This is a genomic window from Riemerella columbina DSM 16469 (assembly GCF_000374405.1).
Classification (GTDB): domain Bacteria; phylum Bacteroidota; class Bacteroidia; order Flavobacteriales; family Weeksellaceae; genus Riemerella; species Riemerella columbina.
The window spans coordinates 113,287-136,485 of the sequence record NZ_KB894251.1 but is presented as its reverse complement, the minus strand read 5'-3'; the positions used below and the strand labels follow the sequence as shown (position 1 = coordinate 136,485).

Annotated in this window: 21 protein-coding genes and 1 riboswitch; of the genes, 11 read left to right on the top strand and 10 right to left on the bottom strand. The window is 36.4% G+C overall.

Annotated features, from left to right (window positions below; genetic code table 11):
* A partial coding sequence (locus tag C237_RS0109100; RefSeq protein ID WP_018676190.1) for an IS256 family transposase occupies positions 1 to 656 on the bottom strand: 656 nt, incomplete at its 3' end.
* A gap of 301 nt (positions 657 to 957) precedes the next feature.
* Positions 958 to 1,144: riboswitch (cobalamin riboswitch) on the top strand.
* A gap of 30 nt (positions 1,145 to 1,174) precedes the next feature.
* Here C237_RS0109100 and C237_RS0109095 point away from each other — a divergent pair.
* Both C237_RS0109095 and C237_RS0109090 read left to right on the top strand, forming a co-directional pair.
* A complete protein-coding gene (locus C237_RS0109095) occupies positions 1,175 to 2,995 on the top strand; it encodes a TonB-dependent receptor plug domain-containing protein (protein WP_018676189.1) in 1,821 nt (606 codons plus the stop codon).
* Between the two features lie 12 nt (positions 2,996 to 3,007).
* Positions 3,008 to 4,066: a YncE family protein gene (locus tag C237_RS0109090; protein WP_018676188.1), complete on the top strand. Its 1,059-nt coding sequence runs from the start codon at positions 3,008 to 3,010 to the stop codon at positions 4,064 to 4,066.
* 70 nt (positions 4,067 to 4,136) lie between these two features.
* Here the strand turns inward: C237_RS0109090 and acs are convergent, their stop codons facing one another.
* The 7 genes from acs to rsmA all read right to left on the bottom strand — a co-directional run bounded on the left by acs (position 4,137) and on the right by rsmA (position 14,608).
* Positions 4,137 to 6,047, bottom strand: coding sequence for an acetate--CoA ligase (gene acs / locus C237_RS0109085; protein WP_018676187.1), 1,911 nt, complete (start codon positions 6,045 to 6,047; stop codon positions 4,137 to 4,139).
* 179 nt (positions 6,048 to 6,226) lie between these two features.
* A complete protein-coding gene (locus C237_RS0109080; protein WP_018676186.1) occupies positions 6,227 to 7,975 on the bottom strand; it encodes an ABC transporter ATP-binding protein in 1,749 nt (582 codons plus the stop codon).
* 4 nt (positions 7,976 to 7,979) lie between these two features.
* Positions 7,980 to 8,735 carry a tRNA pseudouridine(38-40) synthase TruA gene (truA, locus tag C237_RS0109075; RefSeq protein WP_018676185.1) on the bottom strand — a complete coding sequence of 252 codons (756 nt, stop codon included), beginning with the start codon at positions 8,733 to 8,735 and terminating at the stop codon, positions 7,980 to 7,982.
* A 126-nt stretch (positions 8,736 to 8,861) separates the two neighbouring features.
* A complete protein-coding gene (gene yidC, locus C237_RS0109070) occupies positions 8,862 to 10,661 on the bottom strand; it encodes a membrane protein insertase YidC (RefSeq protein ID WP_018676184.1) in 1,800 nt (599 codons plus the stop codon).
* Between the two features lie 91 nt (positions 10,662 to 10,752).
* Positions 10,753 to 12,372 (bottom strand): CTP synthase, encoded by a 1,620-nt coding sequence (locus C237_RS0109065; RefSeq protein WP_018676183.1) that lies wholly within the window; start codon positions 12,370 to 12,372, stop codon positions 10,753 to 10,755.
* An 83-nt stretch (positions 12,373 to 12,455) separates the two neighbouring features.
* Positions 12,456 to 13,805 (bottom strand): magnesium transporter, encoded by a 1,350-nt coding sequence (gene mgtE, locus C237_RS0109060; RefSeq protein WP_018676182.1) that lies wholly within the window; start codon positions 13,803 to 13,805, stop codon positions 12,456 to 12,458.
* A gap of 29 nt (positions 13,806 to 13,834) precedes the next feature.
* The gene (gene rsmA / locus C237_RS0109055; protein ID WP_018676181.1) at positions 13,835 to 14,608 is read right to left on the bottom strand and encodes a 16S rRNA (adenine(1518)-N(6)/adenine(1519)-N(6))-dimethyltransferase RsmA; all 774 of its coding nucleotides are present in this window, start codon (positions 14,606 to 14,608) and stop codon (positions 13,835 to 13,837) included.
* Between the two features lie 98 nt (positions 14,609 to 14,706).
* Here rsmA and C237_RS0109050 point away from each other — a divergent pair, with 98 nt between their 5' ends.
* The 7 genes from C237_RS0109050 (at position 14,707) to rluF (ending at position 19,473) form a co-directional block, all read left to right on the top strand.
* A complete protein-coding gene (locus C237_RS0109050; protein ID WP_018676180.1) occupies positions 14,707 to 15,606 on the top strand; it encodes a cell division protein FtsX in 900 nt (299 codons plus the stop codon).
* A 26-nt stretch (positions 15,607 to 15,632) separates the two neighbouring features.
* Positions 15,633 to 15,905 (top strand): DUF3098 domain-containing protein, encoded by a 273-nt coding sequence (locus C237_RS0109045; protein ID WP_018676179.1) that lies wholly within the window; start codon positions 15,633 to 15,635, stop codon positions 15,903 to 15,905.
* 68 nt (positions 15,906 to 15,973) lie between these two features.
* A complete protein-coding gene (locus tag C237_RS0109040) occupies positions 15,974 to 16,789 on the top strand; it encodes an undecaprenyl-diphosphate phosphatase (protein ID WP_018676178.1) in 816 nt (271 codons plus the stop codon).
* Between the two features lie 13 nt (positions 16,790 to 16,802).
* A complete protein-coding gene (locus tag C237_RS0109035; protein ID WP_018676177.1) occupies positions 16,803 to 17,495 on the top strand; it encodes a DUF6058 family natural product biosynthesis protein in 693 nt (230 codons plus the stop codon).
* Positions 17,495 to 18,193, top strand: a complete 699-nt coding sequence (gene truB, locus C237_RS0109030) for a tRNA pseudouridine(55) synthase TruB (protein WP_018676176.1) — start codon at positions 17,495 to 17,497, stop codon at positions 18,191 to 18,193. Before C237_RS0109035 ends, truB begins: the two co-directional genes overlap by 1 nt.
* Entirely contained in the window at positions 18,186 to 18,743 is a 558-nt protein-coding gene (locus tag C237_RS0109025; RefSeq protein ID WP_018676175.1) for a hypothetical protein, read from the top strand. The genes truB and C237_RS0109025 overlap by 8 nt, the downstream gene beginning before the upstream one ends.
* Positions 18,744 to 18,750: 7 nt before the next feature.
* Positions 18,751 to 19,473 carry a 23S rRNA pseudouridine(2604) synthase RluF gene (gene rluF, locus C237_RS0109020; RefSeq protein ID WP_018676174.1) on the top strand — a complete coding sequence of 241 codons (723 nt, stop codon included), beginning with the start codon at positions 18,751 to 18,753 and terminating at the stop codon, positions 19,471 to 19,473.
* Positions 19,474 to 19,475: 2 nt separating this feature from the next.
* Here rluF and C237_RS0109015 read toward each other — a convergent pair whose 3' ends face one another.
* Positions 19,476 to 20,129 (bottom strand): metal-dependent transcriptional regulator, encoded by a 654-nt coding sequence (locus C237_RS0109015; protein ID WP_018676173.1) that lies wholly within the window; start codon positions 20,127 to 20,129, stop codon positions 19,476 to 19,478.
* Positions 20,130 to 20,169: 40 nt separating this feature from the next.
* Positions 20,170 to 21,948, bottom strand: a complete 1,779-nt coding sequence (locus tag C237_RS0109010; protein ID WP_018676172.1) for an AMP-dependent synthetase/ligase — start codon at positions 21,946 to 21,948, stop codon at positions 20,170 to 20,172.
* Positions 21,949 to 22,263: 315 nt separating this feature from the next.
* On the opposite strand from C237_RS0109010, the gene C237_RS0109000 reads away from it, so the two are divergent.
* Positions 22,264 to 22,743, top strand: coding sequence for a heme-binding domain-containing protein (locus tag C237_RS0109000; protein WP_018676170.1), 480 nt, complete (start codon positions 22,264 to 22,266; stop codon positions 22,741 to 22,743).
* 3 nt (positions 22,744 to 22,746) lie between these two features.
* Positions 22,747 to 23,151, top strand: coding sequence for a thiol-disulfide oxidoreductase DCC family protein (locus C237_RS0108995; RefSeq protein ID WP_018676169.1), 405 nt, complete (start codon positions 22,747 to 22,749; stop codon positions 23,149 to 23,151).
* Positions 23,152 to 23,199: the final 48 nt, after the last annotated feature.

The following is a 23,199-nucleotide window of genomic DNA, read 5'->3' as shown; positions in this document are numbered from 1 at the left end:
TTTAAATCGGTCAATACACTCATCCAAAAGGCAGCACTCTCATTCTTGCCCAACCACATACCTAAAACCTCTTTTTTCCCCTCTTTATTGAGTCCTACAGCAAGATAAATGGTTTTGTTGATGACTTTAGAGTTTTCCCTAACCTTGAAAGCAATACCATCCATCCAAACAATCAAATACAAATGGTCTAAAGGTCTATTTTGCCAAGCCACCATTTCATTGGTAATGGTCTGCGTAATTCGTGAAATGGTAGAAGTAGACACTTGAAAATCATAAATCTCACTGATTTGCTCTTCAATATCACTTACGCTCATCCCTTTGGCATACAAAGAAATAATCACATTCTCCAAGCCTTTGGCTATATTACGCCTTTTAGGAACTAACATAGGTTGAAAACTTCCCTCTCTATCTCTAGGGACTTGAATTTCATCTTCTCCAAAGGAAGTTTTTATAGTNTTTTTACCATACCCGTTGCGGTAGTTACCATCTTTGGTTTTCTCGTGTTTTTCATTGTCTAAATGAGCGTCAAGTTCTGCCGAAAGCATATGCTCTATGGCTTTCTTGTGTAGNTCTTTGAAGAAAGAGTTTAGGTCTTCTCCATTCTTGAAGGACTTATAAAATTCCTTACTGTTTAAAAGTTCATTTTTGTCTATCATATCTAAATCATGTTTAAAATTGCAAATTAAGTTAAANAGAGGTTTTGAAAACTAGTTTTCAAAACCTCTCTTTAACTTACACAGTTTATGGGATACTACCAAGAAATGGTACAAAAAATCAATCGACTATACTTTAATTCGTCTTTTTTGAAACCACCCTCTATTTAAAACTTATGTTGTCCTAAATAATTTTCATTTTTTCTAAATAGGACGCTATTTAAAATTCATGCTTAAAGCATCAAGCCATTTGTTTCTCGTCATTCAAAACTCAACTCTTTATTCTAAATCTAGAGAAAAAGTTTATATTTGCAACAGTTTTGGTTTTAGAGTGTTAAAGTTCTAAATTAAAAGGGAATTGGGTGCGATGCCCAAGCTGTCCCCGCAACTGTAAATCATCATCCAAAGTGAGTAATCATAAACCATTGCGTCAGCGAGAAGGGATTGCCAACGATGAAAACCAGGAGACCTGCCAAAATTAAATTAGGTTTAAAAACTTTCGGCGGAAAAGGCTTTTAATTATGATGAAATTTTATTTACTAATCAGCAGTTTTCTGCTTTCCATTTCGGTTTTAGCTCAGCAACAAGAGGTGTTGATAGATACAGTGTCGATACAAATGTTATCGCCAGAGCAGTCTTCCGTTGGGCATCAATATAAGATTATTAAACCAAAATCCTCCAACTTATTTTTATCAGAAAGTCTTCAAGAAGCTATGGGAGTCGCAATTCGAGATTATGGCTTTGGAAACTTAAGTTCTTTATCAGTTCGTGGATTATCTGCGGCTCAAAATGTAGTTCTATGGCAAGGAATTCCGCTTAATTCCAGTCTTAATGGTCAGGTGGATGCCAATATGATTCAGTTATTGGGCAATCGGTTAAGCTATCGCAGTGGCTCTGGAAGTAGTGGGTTTGGGAGCGGTGCTTTGGGCGGTTTGTTTGCATTGGAGTATCAACCTAATTTTAAGAATGAATTTTTAATCACCAGTCAGCAAACAATGGGAAGTTTTGGACTTAGCCGACATCAATTTTCAGTGGATAAAAGCAATAAACATTATGCATTAAATGTTGGTTTAGATTATTTGCGCTCAAAAAACGAGTTTGAATTTCAAGATAAATTTGGAAAAAAGGCAATGACTGAAAACTCTGGATTTAATGTTGTTCATCTCTATCTTAATTCGGCATATCGCATCAATGAGAACCATCTATTGAGTTTTAATCTTTGGAACCAGTGGGGCAATCGTCATGTAGGAGCCACGGAGGCTTTACCAAAAACGGAACAAATTCAAGATGACCAAAATACAAGAGTGCAGTGGTCTTGGCTTTATCATAAAAATAATTTTCAACATCAAGTGCAATCCGCCTATACTAAAGAGTTTTTTAAATTTAGGATGACTGCTAAGGAACAAGGGTCGGTGAGTTTTTCGGATAATTATTTTTTGAATTATTATGCCTCGTGGAAAGGGAAACAATCTTCACTAAAAGCAGGGGTGCAGTCCAAATATGTGTCTGGTGGCGGCGATTATCTTAAGGTCAATCCATTGAAAGAACTTCATACTTTTATTAATTACCAAAGGAAAATAGGTTTATTATTAGCCAATGCTCAAATTCGGAAATCTTTTTCTTCGTGGTTTAATATTCCTTTTACCTATGATGTAGGGCTAGAGGTCAACCTAACCGACAACTTACAACTAAAAGCCTCTTACGCCAATGCCTATCGTACCCCCACTTTTAATGATTTGTTTTGGAAGCAAGGTGGTAATCCCCACTTAAAATCCGAAAAAGGGCATATGGGTGAGGTGAGCGTTAGCTATCATCTTTTACCATTATTTCAAATGGATTTAGCGGGTTATTATGGCGAAGTTAAAGATTGGATTTTATGGTATCCTAATGCCTCTGGGTTTTGGACGCCATCTAATATTTATTTTGTGGTCACTAAGGGGGCAAGTCTCCATACGCAGCACCAATATTCTTTGGGGAATGTGGGGGTAGAACTTCGTAATACCTTTGCTTATACCGAAACTCTTAATCAAAATACTGGCTTTTCTTTGCTTTATACACCATTGTGGAATTATAATAACCATTTGAAATTTGAATGGAAAAATTGGGAAGTAGGATGTGCCCATTTCTTTACGGGGCAACGCCCAACCACCAATGACCATAGCGATTTTTTACCCGAATATCACTTATTTAATGCCCATTTGGCGTATCAATTCAACATTAAAAATACCCAACAAATCATTAGTTTAGAAGCAAAGAATGTGACCAATCAACATTATAATATGATGCAAGGTTACCCTATGCCGGGGCGTCAATTTTACCTTAACTTAAAAACAACTTTTTAAATATAATATATTATGAAAAAAACACTAAGTATTTTAGCCGTAGCGGCAGTAATGGTTGCTTGTAACCGAACTGAGGATATCTACGAGCCAAAAGGCGATTATGAAAATGGCTTTTTAGTCCTAAACGAAGGAGGCTTTGGTAAAAATAATGGTAGCCTTACCTATACCAATTACGATTTTTCTAAAACTGAACAAGAAACTTATCAGAAAGTGAATAAAGAAGTTTTGGGTGATACTTCGCAATCGGCATTTCGCTATGGCGACGATTTGTATATCGTGATGAATGGTAGTAATAAATTGATTAAAGTGAATCGCTATACTTTAAAGAAAGAAGGGGAGGTAACAACAAATCTAAGCAATCCGAGATATGCTACCGTATCCAATGGAAAATTATTTGTGACCAATTGGGGTTCTGGTTCGGATAATACCGATGATTATATTTTGGTTTTAGACTATGAAACTTTAAAGGAACTAGGAAAAATTTCGGTAGATTTTGGAGTAGAGCGTATTTTTAATTTTCAAAATAAAGTCTATGCCTTGCTACAAGGAGGTTGGGGAAAAAATAACAAAGTAGCCGTCATCAACCCTGCAAGTCAGTCGGTAGAAAAATATTATACTGTGGGTATGCAACCAAATGGTTTTGCGGTAGAAAACGACCGTGTGTTGATTACTTGTAGTGGTGATGGTACTTATGATGCCAACTGGAACTATACTCAAACGGTGGATGGGAGCATCTGGACATTGACGGGTTCTGGCGTGGAAAAAACATACGATTGGGTAAGCACTACGGATAAAAAAGAAAGCATTCGCGAAATTGTAAGAGTCAATCAGTCGTATTTCTTTTTGGTTGATGGAAAATTGCACAAAGCGCCAGTAGGAAGTGATTTAACGAAATCTAAAAAAGTAGATGATACTTCTTTTTATCATATCGGAAAACTAGGTAATTTATTTGCTGTAGGATTAGATGCTAAAGATTATGTTTCTAAAGGTGAAGCGGTATTTTTTAACGAAAGTGGTGAAGTGGCTCATAAAACCAAAACGGGAATTATACCGAATAGTATTGTGGATTAATCTTTGCCTATAAGATTGTAAAAAAGCCATCTCAAATTTGAGATGGCTTTCGGTTTTAAAGTATTTTATCTTAATCTAATCTTCCGTCTTTGATTTCATCAATCACTTCTGGATTAAGTAGGGTAGAAGTGTCTCCAAAACTATTGAAGTCGCCTTCGGCAATTTTTCTGAGGATTCTACGCATAATTTTACCACTTCTGGTTTTAGGTAATGCCGATACAAACTGAATTTTGTTGAGTTTAGCAATTGGTCCAATAGTATCTGTGATGAGGTGGTTGATTTCCTTTCTTAGGTTTTCTTTATCACGACCTTCGCCTGCATCTTTTAGAATCACATAGCCATACAAGGCATTTCCTTTTACCTCGTGTGGATAGCCTACAATTGCAGATTCGGCAACGGCGGGGTGAAGGTTGATGCTGTCTTCTATCGGTGCTGTACCCAAGTTATGTCCAGATACAATGATTACATCATCTACACGCCCTGTAATACGGTAGTAGCCCACTTCGTCTCTTAAAGCACCATCCCCAGTAAAATATTTCCCTGGGAAAGCAGAAAAATAAGTTTGGATATAGCGTTCGTGGTCGCCCCAGATACTTCTAGCAATACCTGGCCATGGGAAGCGGATACAAAGGCTACCATCCACTTGGTTTCCTGTGATTTCGTTGCGTTTTTCGTCCATCAACACGGGTTGGATTCCAGGTAATGGTAGGGTGGCGTAGGTTGGTTTAGTAGGCGTAACATAAGGGATCGGCGAAATCATAATGCCTCCGGTTTCGGTTTGCCACCAAGTGTCTACAATTGGGCATTTCTTTTTCCCTACATGGTCGTTGTACCAATGCCAAGCTTCATCGTTGATAGGTTCTCCTACAGACCCAATTACCCTAAGGCTAGATAAATCGTGTTTTTCTACCCATTCCGAAGATTCTTTAGCTAAAGAACGAATCGCCGTAGGCGCAGTATAGAATTGCGTGACTTTATGTTTTTCTACAACTTCCCAAAAACGGTCGGGCTGTGGATAAGTTGGTACACCTTCGAAAATAACCGTTGTGGCACCATTGGCTAATGGACCATAGAGAATATAAGAGTGTCCTGTAATCCAACCAATATCTGCAGTACACCAATAGATGTCGTTTTCTTTATAGTCGAATACATTTTTGAAAGTATACGCCGAATACACCATATAGCCTGCACAAGTGTGTAGCATCCCTTTAGGTTTTCCTGTAGAGCCAGAAGTATAAAGAATGAATAGCGGATCTTCAGCATCCATAATCTCTGGAATATTGTCTACAGGTGCTTCATTATAAAGAGGTTCTAGCCAAAGGTCTCGTCCTTCTTTCATATGGACCTCATTGTTGGTACGCTTTACGACTAATATTTTTTCAATCGTTGGGGTGTTTTGTGTTGCTTCATCAATAATAGATTTAAGGTCGAGGACTTTGCTACCACGATAACTGCCATCTGAACAAATTAGCATTTTAGCTTCGCAATCGTTAACACGAGAGGCTACCGCAGAAGCCGAAAATCCAGCAAAAATTACAGAATGGATGGCACCAATTCTAGCACACGCCAACATACAAATCGCCAGTTCTGGAATCATAGGTAGGTAGATGCATACGCGGTCGCCTTTCCCAATACCCTGATTTCTTAGGACATTCGCCATTTTACCCACACGCTCGTACAAATCGTTGTAAGTAATGTATTGGGTAGGTTCTTTGGGGTCGTTGGGCTCCCAAATGATGGCATTTTTATCACCTCTTTCGGAAAGATGTCTATCGATACAGTTTTTGGTGATGTTGAGTTTAGCCCCTTTAAACCATTTGATTTTGGCTTTGTGCATATCATATTCTACCACTTTACTCCAACGCTGGTACCATACAAAGTTTTCATCTGCCACTTTATCCCAGAATTTTTTAGGATTTTTAATAGACTTTTTGTAGGTTTTAAAGTATTCGGGTAGGTTTTCAATCTTATAGGTTTGCATAGAAATTAAGTTTTAGTTTTTATTCATTTTATTAATTACCCAAATATAATATTTTTTTATGAATTTTGCAAAAATTATTAAAAAGAGATAATAGGTTACTTGCTATAAATCTAAATATATAGTTCTTTGTAAACTCTATTCTTCAAATATATGAACTAATGTGATTTTCTAAAAAGTTACTATCCCTCACTTTTTAATTGCGACTGATAAAGCGTGGCGTAATAGCCTTTCTGATTAAGCAATTCATGATGGGTACCGATTTCCACAATGCGTCCTTGGTCCATCACGATGATTTTATCGGCATTTTCTATGGTAGAAAGTCGATGAGCGATGATGATAGAGGTTCTGTTTTTTGTAATCTTTTCCGTTGCTTTTTGGATAAGTTTTTCACTTTCGTGGTCTATGGAGGAGGTGGCTTCGTCTAAAATTAGAATTTTAGGATTGGTTAGGTAAGCTCTAAGAAAAGACAATAATTGCCTTTGTCCCAATGAAATAGAGGAACCACGCTCACTTACCACATACTGATAGCCATTCGGAAGACTTTCGATAAATTCGTCTACTTCTATATCTTTTGCAACTGTGCGGATTTGTTCTAGCGTAATACTATCGTCCCCTAAAGTTAGATTTTCAAAAATACTACCGTGGAATAAAAAAACATCTTGTAATACCACCCCAATATGCTGCCTTAGACTGTATAAATCATAATCTCTAAGGTCAATACCGTCTAATCTAATTGCACCAGAATTAACATCGTAAAAACGGGTAATTAGACTGATAATAGTTGATTTTCCAGCCCCCGTAGCCCCTACAATGGCAACGGTTTCCCCAGGATTAACTTTAAAACTAATCCCTTTTAAAACTTCTTGTTTATCATCATAGGAAAAATGAACTTGGTCGAACTCAATTTTACCTTTTACATCGGATAGAATATGGGTACCTTTATTGGGCATGGCTTCGTCTTGGTCTATAACGCCTAGCACACGCTCTGCTCCTACCAAACCTCTTTGAATATTATTAAAACGGTCGGCAATTTGTCTTAATGGACGAATTAGCATGCTTACAAATTGGATAAAGGCAATCACTTCCCCAGGGGTAGCGTTTTGGTTGTAGAGGGCGTTGTATCCTGCATAGAATAGTATCAATCCAATGAATACAGAGGATATCAGTTCTACAACAGGAAAGAATAATGAAAAATAAAATACGGTTCTCAATAGAGCCGATTTTAGGGTGGCATTAATGGATTCAAACTTATTAAATTCCGCTTGCTCTCTATTAAACACTTGGATAATGAACATGCCCGAAAGGCGTTCTTGAACGAAGGAATTTTGGATAGAAGTCCAATGGCGTTCATCTCCGAAGGCTTTTTTTAATTTCTTTTGAAAAAATCGGGTAATCACCAGCATTAAAGGTAATATTGCCAATGCGATAAAGCTCAACTGGGTATTCACATTAAACATAGCAATTAGGACCATGATAATCCTTAGCACATCGCCAAAGACCATTAAAAATCCATCGGTATAGACTGTGGCAATGGTTTCTACATCGCCTACGGCACGCGTGACTAATTGACCAATAGCCGTTTTATCAAAAAATGAAGTTTTAAAATAAATCAATTTATGGTAGAGCCGCTCTCGAATGTCGCGCATTACATTCTGCGAAATATAATTGGATAGAAAAACAAGCGAAAAATTCAGTAAAGTTTCCAAAAATACCAAACCGATTAACCAATAAATATCGTGGATGAGTAGGGTAGCATCCCTTTTCTGCATAATATCGTAGTCCACCACATTTTTGGTCAATATAGGACGGTAAGTAGAAGTAATAGCCAAAGCGATTGAAACGATAAATGCCATGATAAACCATCGGCGAATTTTTATTCCAATAAAGAACAAGCGTTTAATTAATCCCCAAGTATTTTGCTTTTTCATGTGATTAAGATTCCAAATTTAGTGCTTTTTCCCAATTGTAGCCTACCTCTACCAGAAATAAACCTTGTGCAGGGGCAGAGGAACCCGCTGCATTTCTATGTTGACTTTTAATAATATCGTGTAAATCATTGGATTTTATTTTTCCAGAGCCAATTTCCACCATTGTTCCCACTATCGCCCGTACCATATTTCTTAAAAACCGATTAGCAGAAATGGTAAATTTTAGAATATCACCTTTATTTTCCCAATGGGCTTTATAGATGGTGCAAAGATTGGTTTTTACATCGGTATGGAGTTTAGCAAAACTGGTAAAGTCCTCATATTCAAATAATATGTTACAAGCTTCGTTCATCCAATCAATATTCAGCGGTCTATGATACATCCATGCAGAATCCTGCACAAAAGGATTTTTTTCTGTACTAATATAATACTCATAAGTTCTATAAGTGGCATCAAACCTTGCATGAAATGTGGCATTGACAGGAATGATTTTCTTAATGGCAATATCTGGTGATAAAAAACGATTGAGTCTTTTTGTAAGTTCATTTTCATCTATATTCGTTTCTGTATCAAAATGTGCCCACATCATTTTGGCGTGTACACCTGTGTCTGTACGCCCTGCCCCCGTTATTTTGATAGGATTTCTAAGTAGGGTAGAGAGTGCATGCTCTAGTTCCTCTTGAATAGAAATCTGCTTCGGTTGGATTTGATAACCGAAATAGTTTTTACCGAAATAAGAAAATTTAATGGCGTATCTCAAAATGGTTGATTTTAGTTGCAAAAATCGGAAAATATATTGAGTTATACGATTTTTAATCTAGGTTTTAATAAAAAAAGAGAGTGCCATAAAAGCACTCTCATATTAAATGGAACAATCTCTATAAGATTATTTCTTTCTCTTTCTTTGTTGTTCTTGTAATTTTTGTTGCTCTTGGGCTTTTTCCATCATTTCTCTCATTCTCTTTTGGAATTTGCCTTCTTTCTTAGGTTTTGCCTTGTTGGCTTGGATTTTAGCATGGATGGTTTTTTCATCTAATATCCAATTTTTAATGACTAAGATAATGACAATATTAATAGAGTTAGATACAAAATAATACCATGAAAGTCCAGATGCCGCCGAATTTAAGAAGAATAAGAACATCACAGGGAAGATGTACATCAATGGCTTCATATTCGGCATGCCTTCTTGTGTCGGCTGTTGCATATTTCCTGCGGTCAGCATGGTGTATATCAATAATACTGCGGTACACGCCAATGCAAAAATACTTAAATGGTCACCTAAGAACGGAACATGGAATGGTAGTTTTATCACATCATCATAAGCGGTAAGGTCAGTGGCGAACCAAAATCCTTTACCTCTTAAATCAATCATATTCGGGAAGAAGCGGAATAGGGCATAGAAAATAGGCACTTGTAACAAGGCTGGTAGACAGCCTGCCAATTGATTTACCCCTGCTTTTCTATAAACCGACATCACTTCCTGCTGGCGTTTCATAGGGTCGGCATCTTTGTATTTGGCGTTAACTTCTTCAATTTCTGGACGAATCACCTTCATCATCGCACTCAATTTATGTTGTTTGTACATAATTGGCGATAGAACAATCTTAACGAAAATCGTCATTAAGAAAATCACCCAACCTGCGGCGATGCCCCAAGAAGAAATCATATTATACATTGGTATGAATAGAATACGATTGACCCAACCGATAAATGACCAACCTAATGGTAAAATTTCATCGAAGTTTTTATCGTAAGATTTCAATAAGTCTAAGTCTAATGGTAGGAAATACCAAGTGAAATTTTGATTGAACTCGCCACCAGATAATGCGACCTGACCATCAAAATCAAACTTTTTAAGGTATTCGCCTTCTTCTATCATTTCTTGGCTACCATGGGAATTTTTAAATCCAGTTTTAGATTCTATAATCGGTGCAAAAAACTGCTGTTTTATAGAAACCCAGTTAAGCGTTTCATCAGGTTCTTCCATGGTGGTACGCCCATCATAATCGGTTTTGCTATAATTGCTAAAAGCATAGTTGAATTCGGTGTGGGTTTGCTCTTGGGAGCGTCCTTTTTCTAATTCTCTTGGGCGATAATTCCAAATAAAGTTGGCATGGTCGCCACTTACAATTTTAGATAACCCTTGTGTTGCCACTTGGAAATCTACTTCGTAGCCCTTTAGCGTATAGGTAAATTGAACGGTAGCCCCATTGGCGTTAGCCGTCATTGTGACTGCATTGCCATTAACTTGAGGCGTAAATACCAAATCTTTGGTGTTGATGACTTTGCCCGTTTTATCCTTAAACTGAAATCCGTAATTAGAATTGTTTTTGCTGAACAAATACAAAGGCAAATCATCTTCATTGGTCTTTTTATTATACGCCTTGTATTGGTTCATCATAACGGATGAAATTTGTCCACCCAACCCGTTAATTTCTACCGAAATTTTTTCATTTTTAAGGCTGATGGTTTCGATAGTTGTACTATCCGTTACAGGATTAATGTTTTTAGCGGGCGTTACATTGGTGGCTTTAGCTTTAGGAGCGGCTTGTTCTGTTTTAGCTATGGCTTCTACCTCTTCGGTTTGTTGCTTTTGGAAATAAAACATCACCCCTAAAAGAAATAGGGTAAAGAAAATAAATCCTATAATTTGATTTTTATCTATTCCGTTGTTTTGTTGCATCATAATGATTATTTTTTCATAGCCGAAATATTAAGGTTAAAAAAATTTCGGACTGCGAATTTAGTATTTTTTTAGCAATTAATTAATTTTGAGACTATTTTTTGTTATGATAGTCTGTGGCAGCCTTTACCAAAGCCTTAAATAATGGGTGTGGCGTGGCTACGGTACTTTTGTATTCTGGGTGGTATTGCACCCCGATGTAGAACGGATGGTCATTCAACTCCACCGCTTCTACCAGTGTGGTATCAGGATTAAACCCAGTAGGCACCAATCCGTGGTTTTCAAACTCTTTTTGGTAGTCGCTATTGAACTCATAACGGTGACGGTGGCGTTCCGAAATGTTTTTAGAACCGTAGATATTGGCAAGTTGCGAATTGTTTTTAAGGCTACATTTCCATGAACCTAAACGCATAGTTCCCCCTTTTTCTACTACATTTTTTTGTTCTTCCATAAGAGAAATAACGGGCGCATCGGTATTAATATCAAATTCCATAGAATTGGCTTTTTCTAAACCTAATATATGTCTTGCAAACTCTATGGTAATGATTTGCATACCCAAACAAATCCCTAATAAAGGAACTTTGTTTTCTCTAGCATATTGTGCCGCTATCACTTTTCCTTCGATGCCTCTATCACCAAATCCTGGGGCAATGAGCATCCCATCAATACCTTGGAAAAGCTCATTAACATTGTCTGCTGAGATATTGCCACTATAAACCCATCTAAGGTTAACTTCTGTTTCTAAATCTGCTCCTGCATGGATAAAGGCTTCGGCGATAGACTTATAAGAATCTTGTAGCGAAGTGTATTTTCCAACTAAAGCAATTTCTACTTTCTTTTTCGGATTTTTATATTTCTTTAAAAAGTTTTTCCAGTTTTTTAAATCTGCTGGGGTATCATTTTTAAGATTAAGCGTCTTTAAAACTACATCATCAAAATGTTGTTTTTGAAGCTCAATTGGAACTTGGTAGATGGTATCGGCATCCATACACTCTATCACATTGTCGCTTGGAACATTACAGAATTGTGCGAGTTTAGCGCGTACATCTTTAGGGATTTTATGTTCAGATCGGCAGACTAATACATCGGCTTGTACACCGCTTTCCATCAATTGTCTTACGGAATGCTGTGAGGGTTTGGTTTTAAGTTCGCCACTTGCAGCCAAATAAGGCAATAGCGTTAAGTGAATCACCATAGAGTTTTGCTCCCCAAGCTCCCATTTCAGTTGTCTTACCGATTCTATATAAGGCAAGGATTCTATATCGCCTACGGTACCTCCAATTTCTGTAATGATGATATCGTAATTTTTTTGACCAAGAATTTTGATTCTTCGTTTAATTTCATTGGTAATGTGTGGAATAACCTGCACTGTTTTACCAAGGAAATCGCCGCGTCTTTCTTTTTCTATCACGGTTTGATAGATACGCCCAGTGGTTACATTATTGTTTTGAGAAGTTGGAGAGTCCAAAAAACGCTCGTAGTGACCGAGGTCAAGGTCGGTTTCTGCACCGTCTTCCGTTACATAGCATTCGCCATGCTCGTAGGGATTAAGTGTTCCAGGGTCGATATTGATATAAGGGTCTAACTTTTGGATGGTTACTTTGAAGCCTCTAGATTTTAGCAATAAGCCTAATGATGATGAAATGATGCCTTTGCCTAAAGAAGAGGTAACACCACCAGTTACGAAGATGTATTTGGTATTTTTTTTACTCATTAGTTTAGGTTTGTGCAAAGTTAAAACAAATGAATGAGGTAGGCAATTTTTAACCTAATATAATGGAAGGGTAGAGGTTTTAATTAAATATGCAACAATACTTTGGCAATACCAAAATAAATCAGTACGCCTAAAATATCGTTAGAGGTTGTAATAAATGGACCTGTGGCAATAGCGGGGTCTATTTTGTTTTTATTTAGTACAATAGGGACAATAGTTCCAATAACCGCAGCGACTAAAATAACGGCTAATAAAGATACCGAAATAGCAATAGAAACCATCATTTCGTGTTTGTTGATAAAGAGATTGAAACTCAAAATAATTAATGCCAAAATCACACCAGAGGCGGCTGATACACTGACTTCTTTAATTAAAGTTTTAAAAGTGTCTTTCCCTAAAGTATCATTAGCTAAACCTTGTACAATAATAGCGGAAGCCTGTACTCCAATATTTCCTGCGGTGGCAGCAATCAATGGAACGAAAAACATTAAGGCGGGGACAGTTTGTAAAGCGTCTTGATTGCCTTGTAAAACCTGAGAACCAATTAATCCGCCTACCATACCAATAAATAGCCATGGCAGTCGTGCTTTGGTTAGTGAAAAAATGGTATCCGTAGAATCCACATCTTGCGAAATACCCGATGCCAATTGGTAGTCTTTTTCTGCTTCCTCGGTGATGAAGTCTATTACATCGTCAATGGTGATTCGCCCGACTAAATTCCCTCTGGCGTCTACTACGGGAACTTCAAACAAGTCGTATTTCTGCATGTACCTTGCCACTTCTTCGGCAGTATCGGTATCCATCACCGAACGAATTTTTGGGTTGTAAACCTCGGAAACTTTGGTGGAAGATGAGGTGGTAAGGAGTTTTTTAAGGCTTAACAATCCTAAGAGTTTATCATAGTCGTCCACCACATAGATAGAGTAAACTTCTTCTAAATCTTCGGCTTGCTTTCGCATTTCCTTTACTGCGGAAATAATGGATAGATTTTGGTTTACCTTTACCAATTCCGTAGCCATCAATCCACCCGCTTCGTCTTCATCATATCGTAATAAATCTACGATACTCTGGGCGTGTTCCTCGTCGTTTATGCGTTGGATAATTTCTGTTTGCTGGTGCTCGGGTAGCTCTGCGATAATATCTGCGGCGTCATCGGAGTCAATCTCGTTGATGATTTCATCTGCAATTTCCTGTGTGGTAAGACTTTTTAAAAAGTGTTTTCTATCGTCCTCATCAATTTCTAAGAGTACTTCTGCCGACTTTTCATTATCCATGATGTCGTATAGAAAATGCTGCTCTTCATCATCTAAATCTTCGAAAATAGCGGCTACATCAGGTGCTTCCAATTCGGAAAGTAGTGTTGCTACTTCTTTAGCATTTTTATCTTTAATGAAGGTTTTTAATAAGTCTTTGGTTGGCAGAGTATCAATCACAGTAGGGCAATTTTAGTGTTAGGGAATGATTATTGAGCAAGTTTCCACTCTAAAGTGAAGTTAATGAAATCCTCAACGCTGAGTTCTTCAGCCCGCAAAGATAAGAAATTATGATTTAATAGAGACTCGGGGATACCCAATACTTTCAAGGCGTTACTTAATTTTTTACGCCTTTGGTTAAATCCTGCTTTTACAATTTTTTTGAAGAGGGTTTCATTTCCTGCTAAACCTTCTTTTGGGTTTCTGGTAAGTTTGATTACCCCAGATTTTACTTTTGGTGGTGGGGTGAAGACATTTTCGTGAACCGTAAAGAGATAGTCTACATCATAATAAGCCTGAACCATAACAGATAAAATACCATAACTTTTGGTGCGGGGCAGAGCAGCCGTTCTTTCTGCGACTTCTTTTTGAAACATGCCCACCATTTCTGGAATTTGAGTATAATGTTCTATAATTTTAAATAAAATCTGAGAAGAGATGTTATAAGGGAAATTCCCAATCACGGCTATGGGTTGTCCATTAAATAGTTGATTAAAATCGGCTTTTAGAAAATCCCCTACGAAATGGTGTGGTTCTAATTTAGGATAATGACTTTTTAAATAGGTGATGGACTCTTGGTCTATTTCTGCGACAAAAGTTTCTGTCTGCTGCTCTAATAAATACTTTGTGAGTACGCCCATCCCTGGACCCACCTCTAGCACAATATTATAATGCTGATGGCTAAGGCTATCCACAATTTTTTTTGCGATATTTTCATCGTTTAGGAAATGCTGTCCGAGGTGTTTTTTGGCTCTTACTGTCAAAATGAGGTGTTTTTTATGATTTTATTAACAACGATTTTATAATAATCTGTGGCAAATTTCGGAAGATTTTTTCTATTTTTGACGAAAAATTTGATTTAATGGCTAAAACAGTAGACGACTTTAACAAAAGAAGGCTGAGATCCAGTAATATTACCGTAGCAATTAGTATTGCGTTGGTGTTGTTTTTAGTAGGGCTTTTCGGGCTTATACTGATTAATGCACAAAAATATTCGGACTATATCAAAGAGCAACTGGTAGTAAACGCTTTTTTTTCTGAAAATTATGATGCCAAAGATTCTGCTAAAATTGCCAAGCAAGAGCAGGTATCTGTGGAGATGATAAAACTATTACCTTTCGTTAAAAAAACGACTTATATTTCTAGGGAGCAAGCGGCTATTGAAGCTAAAAAAAGTATGGGGGTAGATACCGATGCGTTGTTTGATGAAAATATTTTCCCTGCTTCGGTAGAGGTGTCGCTAAAGCCAGACTATGTTTCGCCAGAACAAATTGAGGGCGTGGTTGAGGAACTTTCCAAAGTACCAGGCATTGTAGATGTAAAAAACAATAGCGATTTAATGATTGATGTCTATAATAATCTTAATCGAATTTTAACTTGGATTTTAGCATTTTCATTGGTGTTTCTCGTATTAGCTATTGTGTTGATTAATAACTCTATTCGCCTTAAAATATTCTCTAAGCGCTTTATCATTAAAACAATGCAATTGGTAGGTGCTAAGCGTAGATTTATTTTAAAACCCTTTATTATTGAAGCCGTTATCTTAGGAATTGTAGGGGCAGTGCTGGGATTATTAGCTTTGTTTGGCGTGTGGTATTATTTTACAAGCCAGATTGGAACACCTTTCGTACAAGATACCAATCAATATTTGCAATTGGTAGGGATTGTATTTGGAGTGGGAATTTTAATTACGGTACTGAGTACCATTTTTGCGACTTGGAGGTTCCTAAGGTCTAATATTGATGATTTGTATTATTCTTAATGAGTCGTATTTAAAAAAGAAAGATTATGAAAAATAAAAATATAGAAACGGCTCAGCCCAAAAATACCTTTTACTTTGGCAAAGCCAACTACCGCTGGATGCTGATAGGCTTAATCTTGATAGTTTTAGGCTTTATTTTAATGATGGGTTCTGGTGCGAATACTACCCCAGAAGGTAAATTCGATCCGAATTATTGGAACGAGGATATCTTTTCTATTCGTAGGATTCGTATTGCCCCATTATTGGTCATTGCAGGATTTGTGGTAGAAGTTTTTGCCATCTTAAAAAGGAAAAAATAATATTTTAAACGGATATAACCTTATAAGTCAGTTCCAAAATTCGGGATTGACTTTTAAATTAACAGACTATGAATACATTAGAAGCAATTCTTATTGCAATTATCGAGGGACTTACGGAATACCTTCCCGTATCTTCTACGGCACATATGATTTTTACCAGCTCTATTTTTGGGATTCAAGAAGATGAGTTTGTTAAAATGTTCCAAGTATCTATACAGTTTGGAGCTATTTTAGCGGTGGTATTTTTGTATTGGAAAAAATTCTTTAATTTTCAAAACTTTAACTTTTACATCAAATTAGCATGTGCAGTAGTTCCTGCCCTAGTTTTAGGGTATTTTTTTGATGATTATATAGAGGGGATTTTAGGCGACCCTATTCCTATTGCTATTGTTTTGGTTTTGGGTGGCGTGGTACTTTTATTTATAGATAAAGTGTTTAAAAATCCAGAAATCTATTCAGAGAAAGATATTACCATAAAAAAAGCGGTGACCATTGGGTTTTGGCAATGCCTAGCCATGATGCCAGGGACAAGCCGTAGTGCTGCATCTATTATTGGAGGTATGCAGCAAAAACTTTCCAGAGAAGCAGCAGCAGAGTTTTCGTTTTTCTTAGCAGTACCTACAATGTTGGCCGTTACAGTTTACTCGTTGTTTGTTAAGAAATGGGACTACTTAGGTATAGAGCAAAAAGGCTATGAAATGCTTATGCAAGGCGATAATCTAAAGTTATTTTTAATGGGTAATCTAATTGCCTTTGTAATAGCGGTAATTGCCATTAAATTTTTTATCGGAGTAATTAAAAAGTTTGGTTTTAAACCTTGGGGATGGTACAGAATTATTGTAGGATTGGTATTATTAATTTACTTTATTGCTATAAAAAATTAAATTGTAAAAAATAATGAATACTAAAGATATTAACCTCCGCTATATTATCCAAAATTATATTGAATTAGAAGATTTAGCCGAACAAACTAAATTCAGTACTGATGAAATCAAGCAAATGATTACTCAAAACATCGTCCCTGATTACTCTTACAAGGTACTGAAAACCATCGATATTTCATCTCCTCTTAATGATGTCTATCAAGTTAAAAGAGAGGAAAAATACTTCCCAAAAGCTACACTCAAGCTACTTTTGAAATTAAAAAATACCCCCTTAAGTCCTAAGCAAGTAAAACATAATTTTAAAGGAAACCTTCTGAAAGCTATCCTTAAAAAACAAGATTTTTATCCTCAACTTTTTGATACAAACAAGCAATTAATCAAGAAAAATTTTGAAACTTTAGCTGAAGAAAAATGGCATTATTATATTAATGGCGTGTATGGTATCTGCACCTACAATGTTGATGAAGAAGCTATTATAAATAAAAATATTGCGGTACAGGAACTCAAAATTTTTAATGAATCTTTTTTTAATAACGATAAACTCACTGCAGAACAAGAGCAGCAACTTAAAAAACTCAATGAAGATTATAACGCGGTAGCTACCATTTTTGCACCTTACCAAAGAGAAAACAGTACTAGAGGGCTATATTTAGATCGTATTCTTAAAGAAAAAGGACTACAAAACGAGATAAAGTCATACGAATGATGAATTTAGAAAGCCTACAAGAAGGACAAATCCTATTGATTGACAAGCCCTTGGACTGGACTTCCTTTCAAGCCGTCAATAAAATTAAGTTTAAAATTAAAAGAGAATTTAAGCTTAAAAAAATAAAAATAGGACACGCAGGAACATTAGATCCGAGAGCCACAGGACTTTTAATTGTATGTACGGGAAAGGCGACCAAGCAAATTTCTGAAATCCAAAACGCACCTAAAGAATACCGAGCAGAAATAAAAATAGGTATGCAAACTGAATCTTACGACACCGAAAAACCCGAAATTTTACCACAAGATATTAGCGGTATTACGCAAGAGCAAATTGAAAAAACGCTTCAATCTTTTGTAGGGGAAATCGACCAAACGCCACCAGTATTTTCAGCCGTTAAAGTAGATGGTGAGCGTGCCTATAATTTGGCTAGAGCAGGAAAGGAGGTAAAAATGAAATCTAGAAAAACCACTATATTTTTTATTGATGAGGTTGAGGTGGATTTGCCATTGGTTCGTTTTACGGTGGGCTGTTCCAAAGGGACTTATATCCGAAGTTTAGCCCATGATATAGGGCAGGCATTGGGGGTAGGAGCCTATCTTACCAATCTAAGACGCACAAAAATTGGCGATTATCATATTGAAGAAGCATCTACTGATTATCTATCTAATCATTTTAAATTTTCAGACTATGAATAAAGCTACTTTATCCACAGTTTTACTATTTGTATTTGCTCTGGTATTTTCTCAAGATACCAAGCTAGAGAAACTAAACTTTTTTACTTCTTTTAATGTGCAAACGGGTGTAAGTGCAAATATATTTTTATCTAAAAATGATATGAACGATCCTTATCAAAAACCTATTGAATCTACATTTACTTATGGTTTTGATGCTGAAGCAGGTTATCAGCCTTTATCATGGTTGGGGCTATCGGGAGGCGTAAGATATAGCTACGCAGAGCCGAATTATCACTTAATGTATTATACTTTAAATTCTTATTTCTTTGTAACGAATCCCTCAGATTTAGAGTTTGGCTATATCACTTTAAAATATGGCAAACAGTTTAACCATTCTTTGATAGATGATGCCAGTTTTTTACGCTTAGGCATTGGTAAGTTTGATAACTCTATCTATAAGAAATTAGGGCAAAAATTTGAGATTTATATAGAAGACCAAATGTTGATGGAGCACACTTGGATATTAAGTATTTCTTACGGTATCACCATTAATAGTAACAAAAAATTATAACGAGGTTTTGGAAAAAATAAGAATTAATAAATACCTTTCGGAAGTGGGCTTTTGCTCTAGAAGGGAGGCCGATAGAATCCTTGAACAAGGCAGAATTACCATTAATGGAAAAGTACCTGAACTGGGCACAAAAGTTTCGGATGAAGACGAAGTGCGTGTAGATGGAAAATTGATTCGTGAGCCTAATGAAAAGCCAGTTTATATCGCTTTTAATAAGCCTGTGGGGATTGTTTGTACTACTGATACCAAACGCGAGAAAAATAATATTGTAGATTACATCAACCATCCCAAAAGAATATTTCCTATTGGAAGACTGGATAAACCTAGTGAAGGGTTGATATTGCTCACTTCTGATGGCGATATCGTTAATAAAATTTTAAGAGCGAGAAATAACCACGAAAAGGAATATTTAGTAAGGGTAAATAAGCCGATTACATCTCAATTTCTTGAAAAAATGCGTGCGGGGGTCCCTATCTTAGGAACGATAACGAAACAATGCGAGGTTGAGAAAATAGACACCATGCAATTCCGAATTGTTTTAACACAAGGGCTTAACCGTCAGATTAGAAGAATGTGCGAATATCTAGGCTACGAAGTAAAAAAACTTAAACGCCTCAGAATTATGAACATTCATTTGGATTTACCCGTAGGACAATGGCGAGATTTAAGCGAAAAAGAACTTTCAGAACTTCAAAGTTTGCTTAAAGATTCCTCTAAAACTTACGATTAAACTTAATCCAATTCTACTAAAAGAGCTTGACAAGCAGTTTGGCTGAGGGAATATTGATGTTCGCCGACTTTAACCATCATCGATTGGTCGAAACTTTCTTGTTTTATCACTTCTAGACTGCTTCCTAAACTTAAATTTCTGTCATTAAGGAAATTGAGGAAATCTTCGGTGTCTACTTTTACGGCTTTTAAAATGACTTTAGTCCCAGGTTTACAGTCGGTAAGGGGAATCAAATTTTGCTTAATGATAGCACCATTTTTATCAGGAATTGGTTCGCCGTGGGGGTCTACTTTAGGATAGTTAAGCAGTTCATCCATTTTATCAAAAAAGGCTTCGGAGTGTACATGTTCTAGTTGTTCGGCTATTTCGTGAACATTTTCCCAACCAAATCCCATTTTTTCAACCAAATACATTTCGGTAAGGCGGTGCTTCCTAATGACCAAAGCGGCTTCTTTATGTCCTTTGGCCGTTAGGATAATAGGTTTGTAACTTTCTGCAATGACCCATCCTTTTTGAGCGAATTTTTTCATCATACTATTAACGCTCGGCATCTTGATATCCAAAACTTTACTGAGCTCATTCACAGTAATTTCATCTTGATTATTTTTAAGATGAAAGAGTGCTTTTAAATAGTTTTCTTTGTTTAGAGAATTCATGGTTTCAAAAAGGATAGGAGAATTAATGTATTAACCGATATTACTCTTCTGTATGACCGTACATGCCATTATACAAATCGATAAATTTTTGCTTAATCATTTTTCTTTTAAGTTTCAGCGTAGGGGTTAATAGCCCTGTTTCAATCGCCCAAACTTCTGGAGTCAATTCAAATTTTTTAATTTTTTCCCAATTGCCTAATTTGGTGTTCAGTTTTTCAATTTCTTTTCCTATACGAGCTTTGAATTCTGGATTTTTAGCAATTTCCTCAAGTGTAGACCCAATATTGAGGTGGTGTCTTTGTGCCCATTTTTTAGCAAAATTAAAGTCGGGCTGTACTAAAGCGCAAGGCATCTTTTCGCCTTCGCCTACCACCATGATTTGCTCAATAAATTTTGAGGCTTTTGCCATATTTTCAATAATTTGAGGTGCAATATATTTGCCACCAGAAGTTTTAAACATTTCTTTCTTTCGGTCGGTAATGTGTAGGAAGCCTTCATCATCAATATGCCCAATATCCCCAGTTTTAAAGTAGCCATCCTCGGTAAAGGCTTCTTGGGTTTTTTCTTCGTCTTTGTAATAGCCTTTCGTTACCGAAGGTCCTTTTACGGAAATTTCTCCATCGCCTTGGATTTTTACATCTAGGTTAGGAAGCACGGGTCCCACAGTTCCTACTTTCATTCTTTCAAAAGTATTTACGGCAATTACGGGAGAGGTTTCAGTTAGTCCATAGCCTTCTAAAATAGGAATTCCTGCGTTTTGGAACATTCTATTGAGTCTTGGGGATAGTGCTGCCGAGCCAGAAATAAGGGTGATGATATTTCCGCCCAAACCTTCTCTCCATTTTTTAAATACCAGTTTATCTGCGATGATTTCTTTGATAGAACTTGGCTTACCAATTTCTTTTTTTGCTTTATTTACCCCGAGTGCCCAAAGGAAAATTTTGGCTTTTAGCCCTCCTGCATTTACGCCTTTGTCGTAAATTTTGTCGTATACTTTTTCAATCAATCTAGGCACTACGGTCATATAATGTGGCTGAACCTCTTTGATGTTGTCCCCCATTTTATCTATGCTTTCTGCAAAATAAATGGATATGCTATTATTGATATAGAAGTAGAATAGCATCCTTTCAAAAATATGGCAAATGGGCAAGAAACTTAAACTTTTGGCATTACCATCTTTAGGCTTTTTCTTTAAAATAATAGGTGTAGCCGCTTCTACATTTGCCACGATATTTTCGTGAGAGAGCATAACGCCTTTTGGTCTTCCAGTAGTCCCAGAAGTATAAATAATGGTGGCTAAATCTTCGGTTTTAATTCCTTTTTTTAACGCTTCTACTTCATCTTGAGTAGCGTCATCTTCGCCCAAATCCAAAATTTCGTTCCAATTAGCGGCACCATCTACTTTATCAAATGTAAATATGCCCACAAGAGATTCCACCTGAGGTTTTACATTTTTCATTTTTTCATACAAGTCGGCATCAGAGACAAAACAATATTTAATTTCTGCATTATTAAAAATATATATATAATCTTCTACAGATATGGTAGGGTAGATGGGAACATCCACTGCTCCAATTTGTAAAATACCCAAATCCATCACCGCCCACTCCGTACGATTGTTAGAAGAGATCAGAGCAATTTTATCCCCAGGTTTTATCCCTAGCTTTAGTAATCCTCTAGAGATTTTATTTCCCATATTGATGAACTCCAAAGACGAAGTTTTTTTCCATTCGCCGTTATATTTTGTTACAAGTGCATCCTTCTTAGGGGCTTGTTCTAATGCTTTATATGCAAAATCGAATAATCTCGTTGCCGTCATAATTTGTCTTTATTAATAAATAATCACCTCCCAAATATAAAACTATTTTTAAAAAATGCAAAAGAATGAGAAACTTTGTCTTTATATTGTTTCGTAGAACCGCTTAAACTAGATTAAAATCTACTGACGCAGAAGATGCTACTACGGTTTGTTATACTATACAAAATCACTTTTAAGCTCTAAGTTAGCATCATCTATGATTTGAAATTCACAACCTATACTCAAAAAAATGTTTACTGTCAATTTTTACTTTCCACCATTTTTTTTAAATAGATTTTTAGTATGTATCTTTGCCCAAGAAAAATATAAAATGAGATGAAAAAAATAATTTTAATTTTATTTGTCGTAGGCATACTAATTCAGTTTTTTCCTATTGACAAAAGTCTTCCTGCTACCAACAAAGGAATGGATTTTTTAAATACTAAAAATACGCCAGAATCTACGGCACAACTCATTAAAACAGCATGCTATGATTGCCATTCCAACGAAACGGTTTATCCTAAATATACCAGAGTTCAACCTTTAGGATGGTTTATTCAGCGTCATGTAGATGAGGGAAGAAAACATCTTAACTTTTCTACATTTTCTACTTATGAGCCTAGAGTACAAGCCCGGAAGTTAGACGAATGTGCAGATGAAATAGAACAGGGGGAAATGCCATTGGGTTCTTATATAGTCATACATCAAGAGGCTAAATTAACCGATGAACAAAAAGAAGAATTGGTAACCTACTTTCGAAAACAAGCGAAAAAAACACGATTGATGAACACCATCATTGAAACTGTTACACCTTAATTCATGCCATTAGACACTTCCAAATATTATTTGTTATACGATGGTGATTGTGGCTTATGCAATCGTTGGGTGCAGTGGGTGCTAAAGCATGACGAAAAAGACCAATTTAGATTTATGGCATTGCAATCTGAGTACGGTCAGCAGTTTTTAAAAGAGCGTGGTTTACCTTTAAAGGATTTCGATTCGCTATATCTATGGAAGCCACAAGAGTTTTACCTTAAAAAATCCGATGCCATTATCAAAATAGGAAGTATTTTGGGTGGGAAATTTCAGGGATTAAGTGTGGGGAAATTTATCCCCCAATGGGTTCGTAACAAACTATATGATATGGTAGCTAAGCATCGTATGAATTTAATGTCGCCCTCTTGCTATTTACCAACGCCCGAAGAACGACAAAAGTTTTTATAGAGCTAATTTTATTTTAGTACATAATACTTTTATATGCGTTCTAAGATT

What these genes read in the sequence shown, in the direction of transcription:
- C237_RS0109095 (WP_018676189.1), top strand. Translation starts at nt 1,175, where the DNA reads ATGATGAAATTTTATTTACTAATCAGCAGTTTTCTGCTTTCCATTTCG.
- C237_RS0109090 (WP_018676188.1), top strand. Translation starts at nt 3,008, where the DNA reads ATGAAAAAAACACTAAGTATTTTAGCCGTAGCGGCAGTAATGGTTGCT.
- acs (WP_018676187.1), bottom strand. Translation starts at nt 6,047, where the DNA reads ATGCAAACCTATAAGATTGAAAACCTACCCGAATACTTTAAAACCTAC.
- C237_RS0109080 (WP_018676186.1), bottom strand. Translation starts at nt 7,975, where the DNA reads ATGAAAAAGCAAAATACTTGGGGATTAATTAAACGCTTGTTCTTTATT.
- yidC (WP_018676184.1), bottom strand. Translation starts at nt 10,661, where the DNA reads ATGATGCAACAAAACAACGGAATAGATAAAAATCAAATTATAGGATTT.
- C237_RS0109065 (WP_018676183.1), bottom strand. Translation starts at nt 12,372, where the DNA reads ATGAGTAAAAAAAATACCAAATACATCTTCGTAACTGGTGGTGTTACC.
- C237_RS0109050 (WP_018676180.1), top strand. Translation starts at nt 14,707, where the DNA reads ATGGCTAAAACAGTAGACGACTTTAACAAAAGAAGGCTGAGATCCAGT.
- C237_RS0109045 (WP_018676179.1), top strand. Translation starts at nt 15,633, where the DNA reads ATGAAAAATAAAAATATAGAAACGGCTCAGCCCAAAAATACCTTTTAC.
- C237_RS0109040 (WP_018676178.1), top strand. Translation starts at nt 15,974, where the DNA reads ATGAATACATTAGAAGCAATTCTTATTGCAATTATCGAGGGACTTACG.
- C237_RS0109035 (WP_018676177.1), top strand. Translation starts at nt 16,803, where the DNA reads ATGAATACTAAAGATATTAACCTCCGCTATATTATCCAAAATTATATT.
- truB (WP_018676176.1), top strand. Translation starts at nt 17,495, where the DNA reads ATGAATTTAGAAAGCCTACAAGAAGGACAAATCCTATTGATTGACAAG.
- C237_RS0109025 (WP_018676175.1), top strand. Translation starts at nt 18,186, where the DNA reads ATGAATAAAGCTACTTTATCCACAGTTTTACTATTTGTATTTGCTCTG.
- C237_RS0109015 (WP_018676173.1), bottom strand. Translation starts at nt 20,129, where the DNA reads ATGAATTCTCTAAACAAAGAAAACTATTTAAAAGCACTCTTTCATCTT.
- C237_RS0109010 (WP_018676172.1), bottom strand. Translation starts at nt 21,948, where the DNA reads ATGACGGCAACGAGATTATTCGATTTTGCATATAAAGCATTAGAACAA.
- C237_RS0109000 (WP_018676170.1), top strand. Translation starts at nt 22,264, where the DNA reads ATGAAAAAAATAATTTTAATTTTATTTGTCGTAGGCATACTAATTCAG.
- C237_RS0108995 (WP_018676169.1), top strand. Translation starts at nt 22,747, where the DNA reads ATGCCATTAGACACTTCCAAATATTATTTGTTATACGATGGTGATTGT.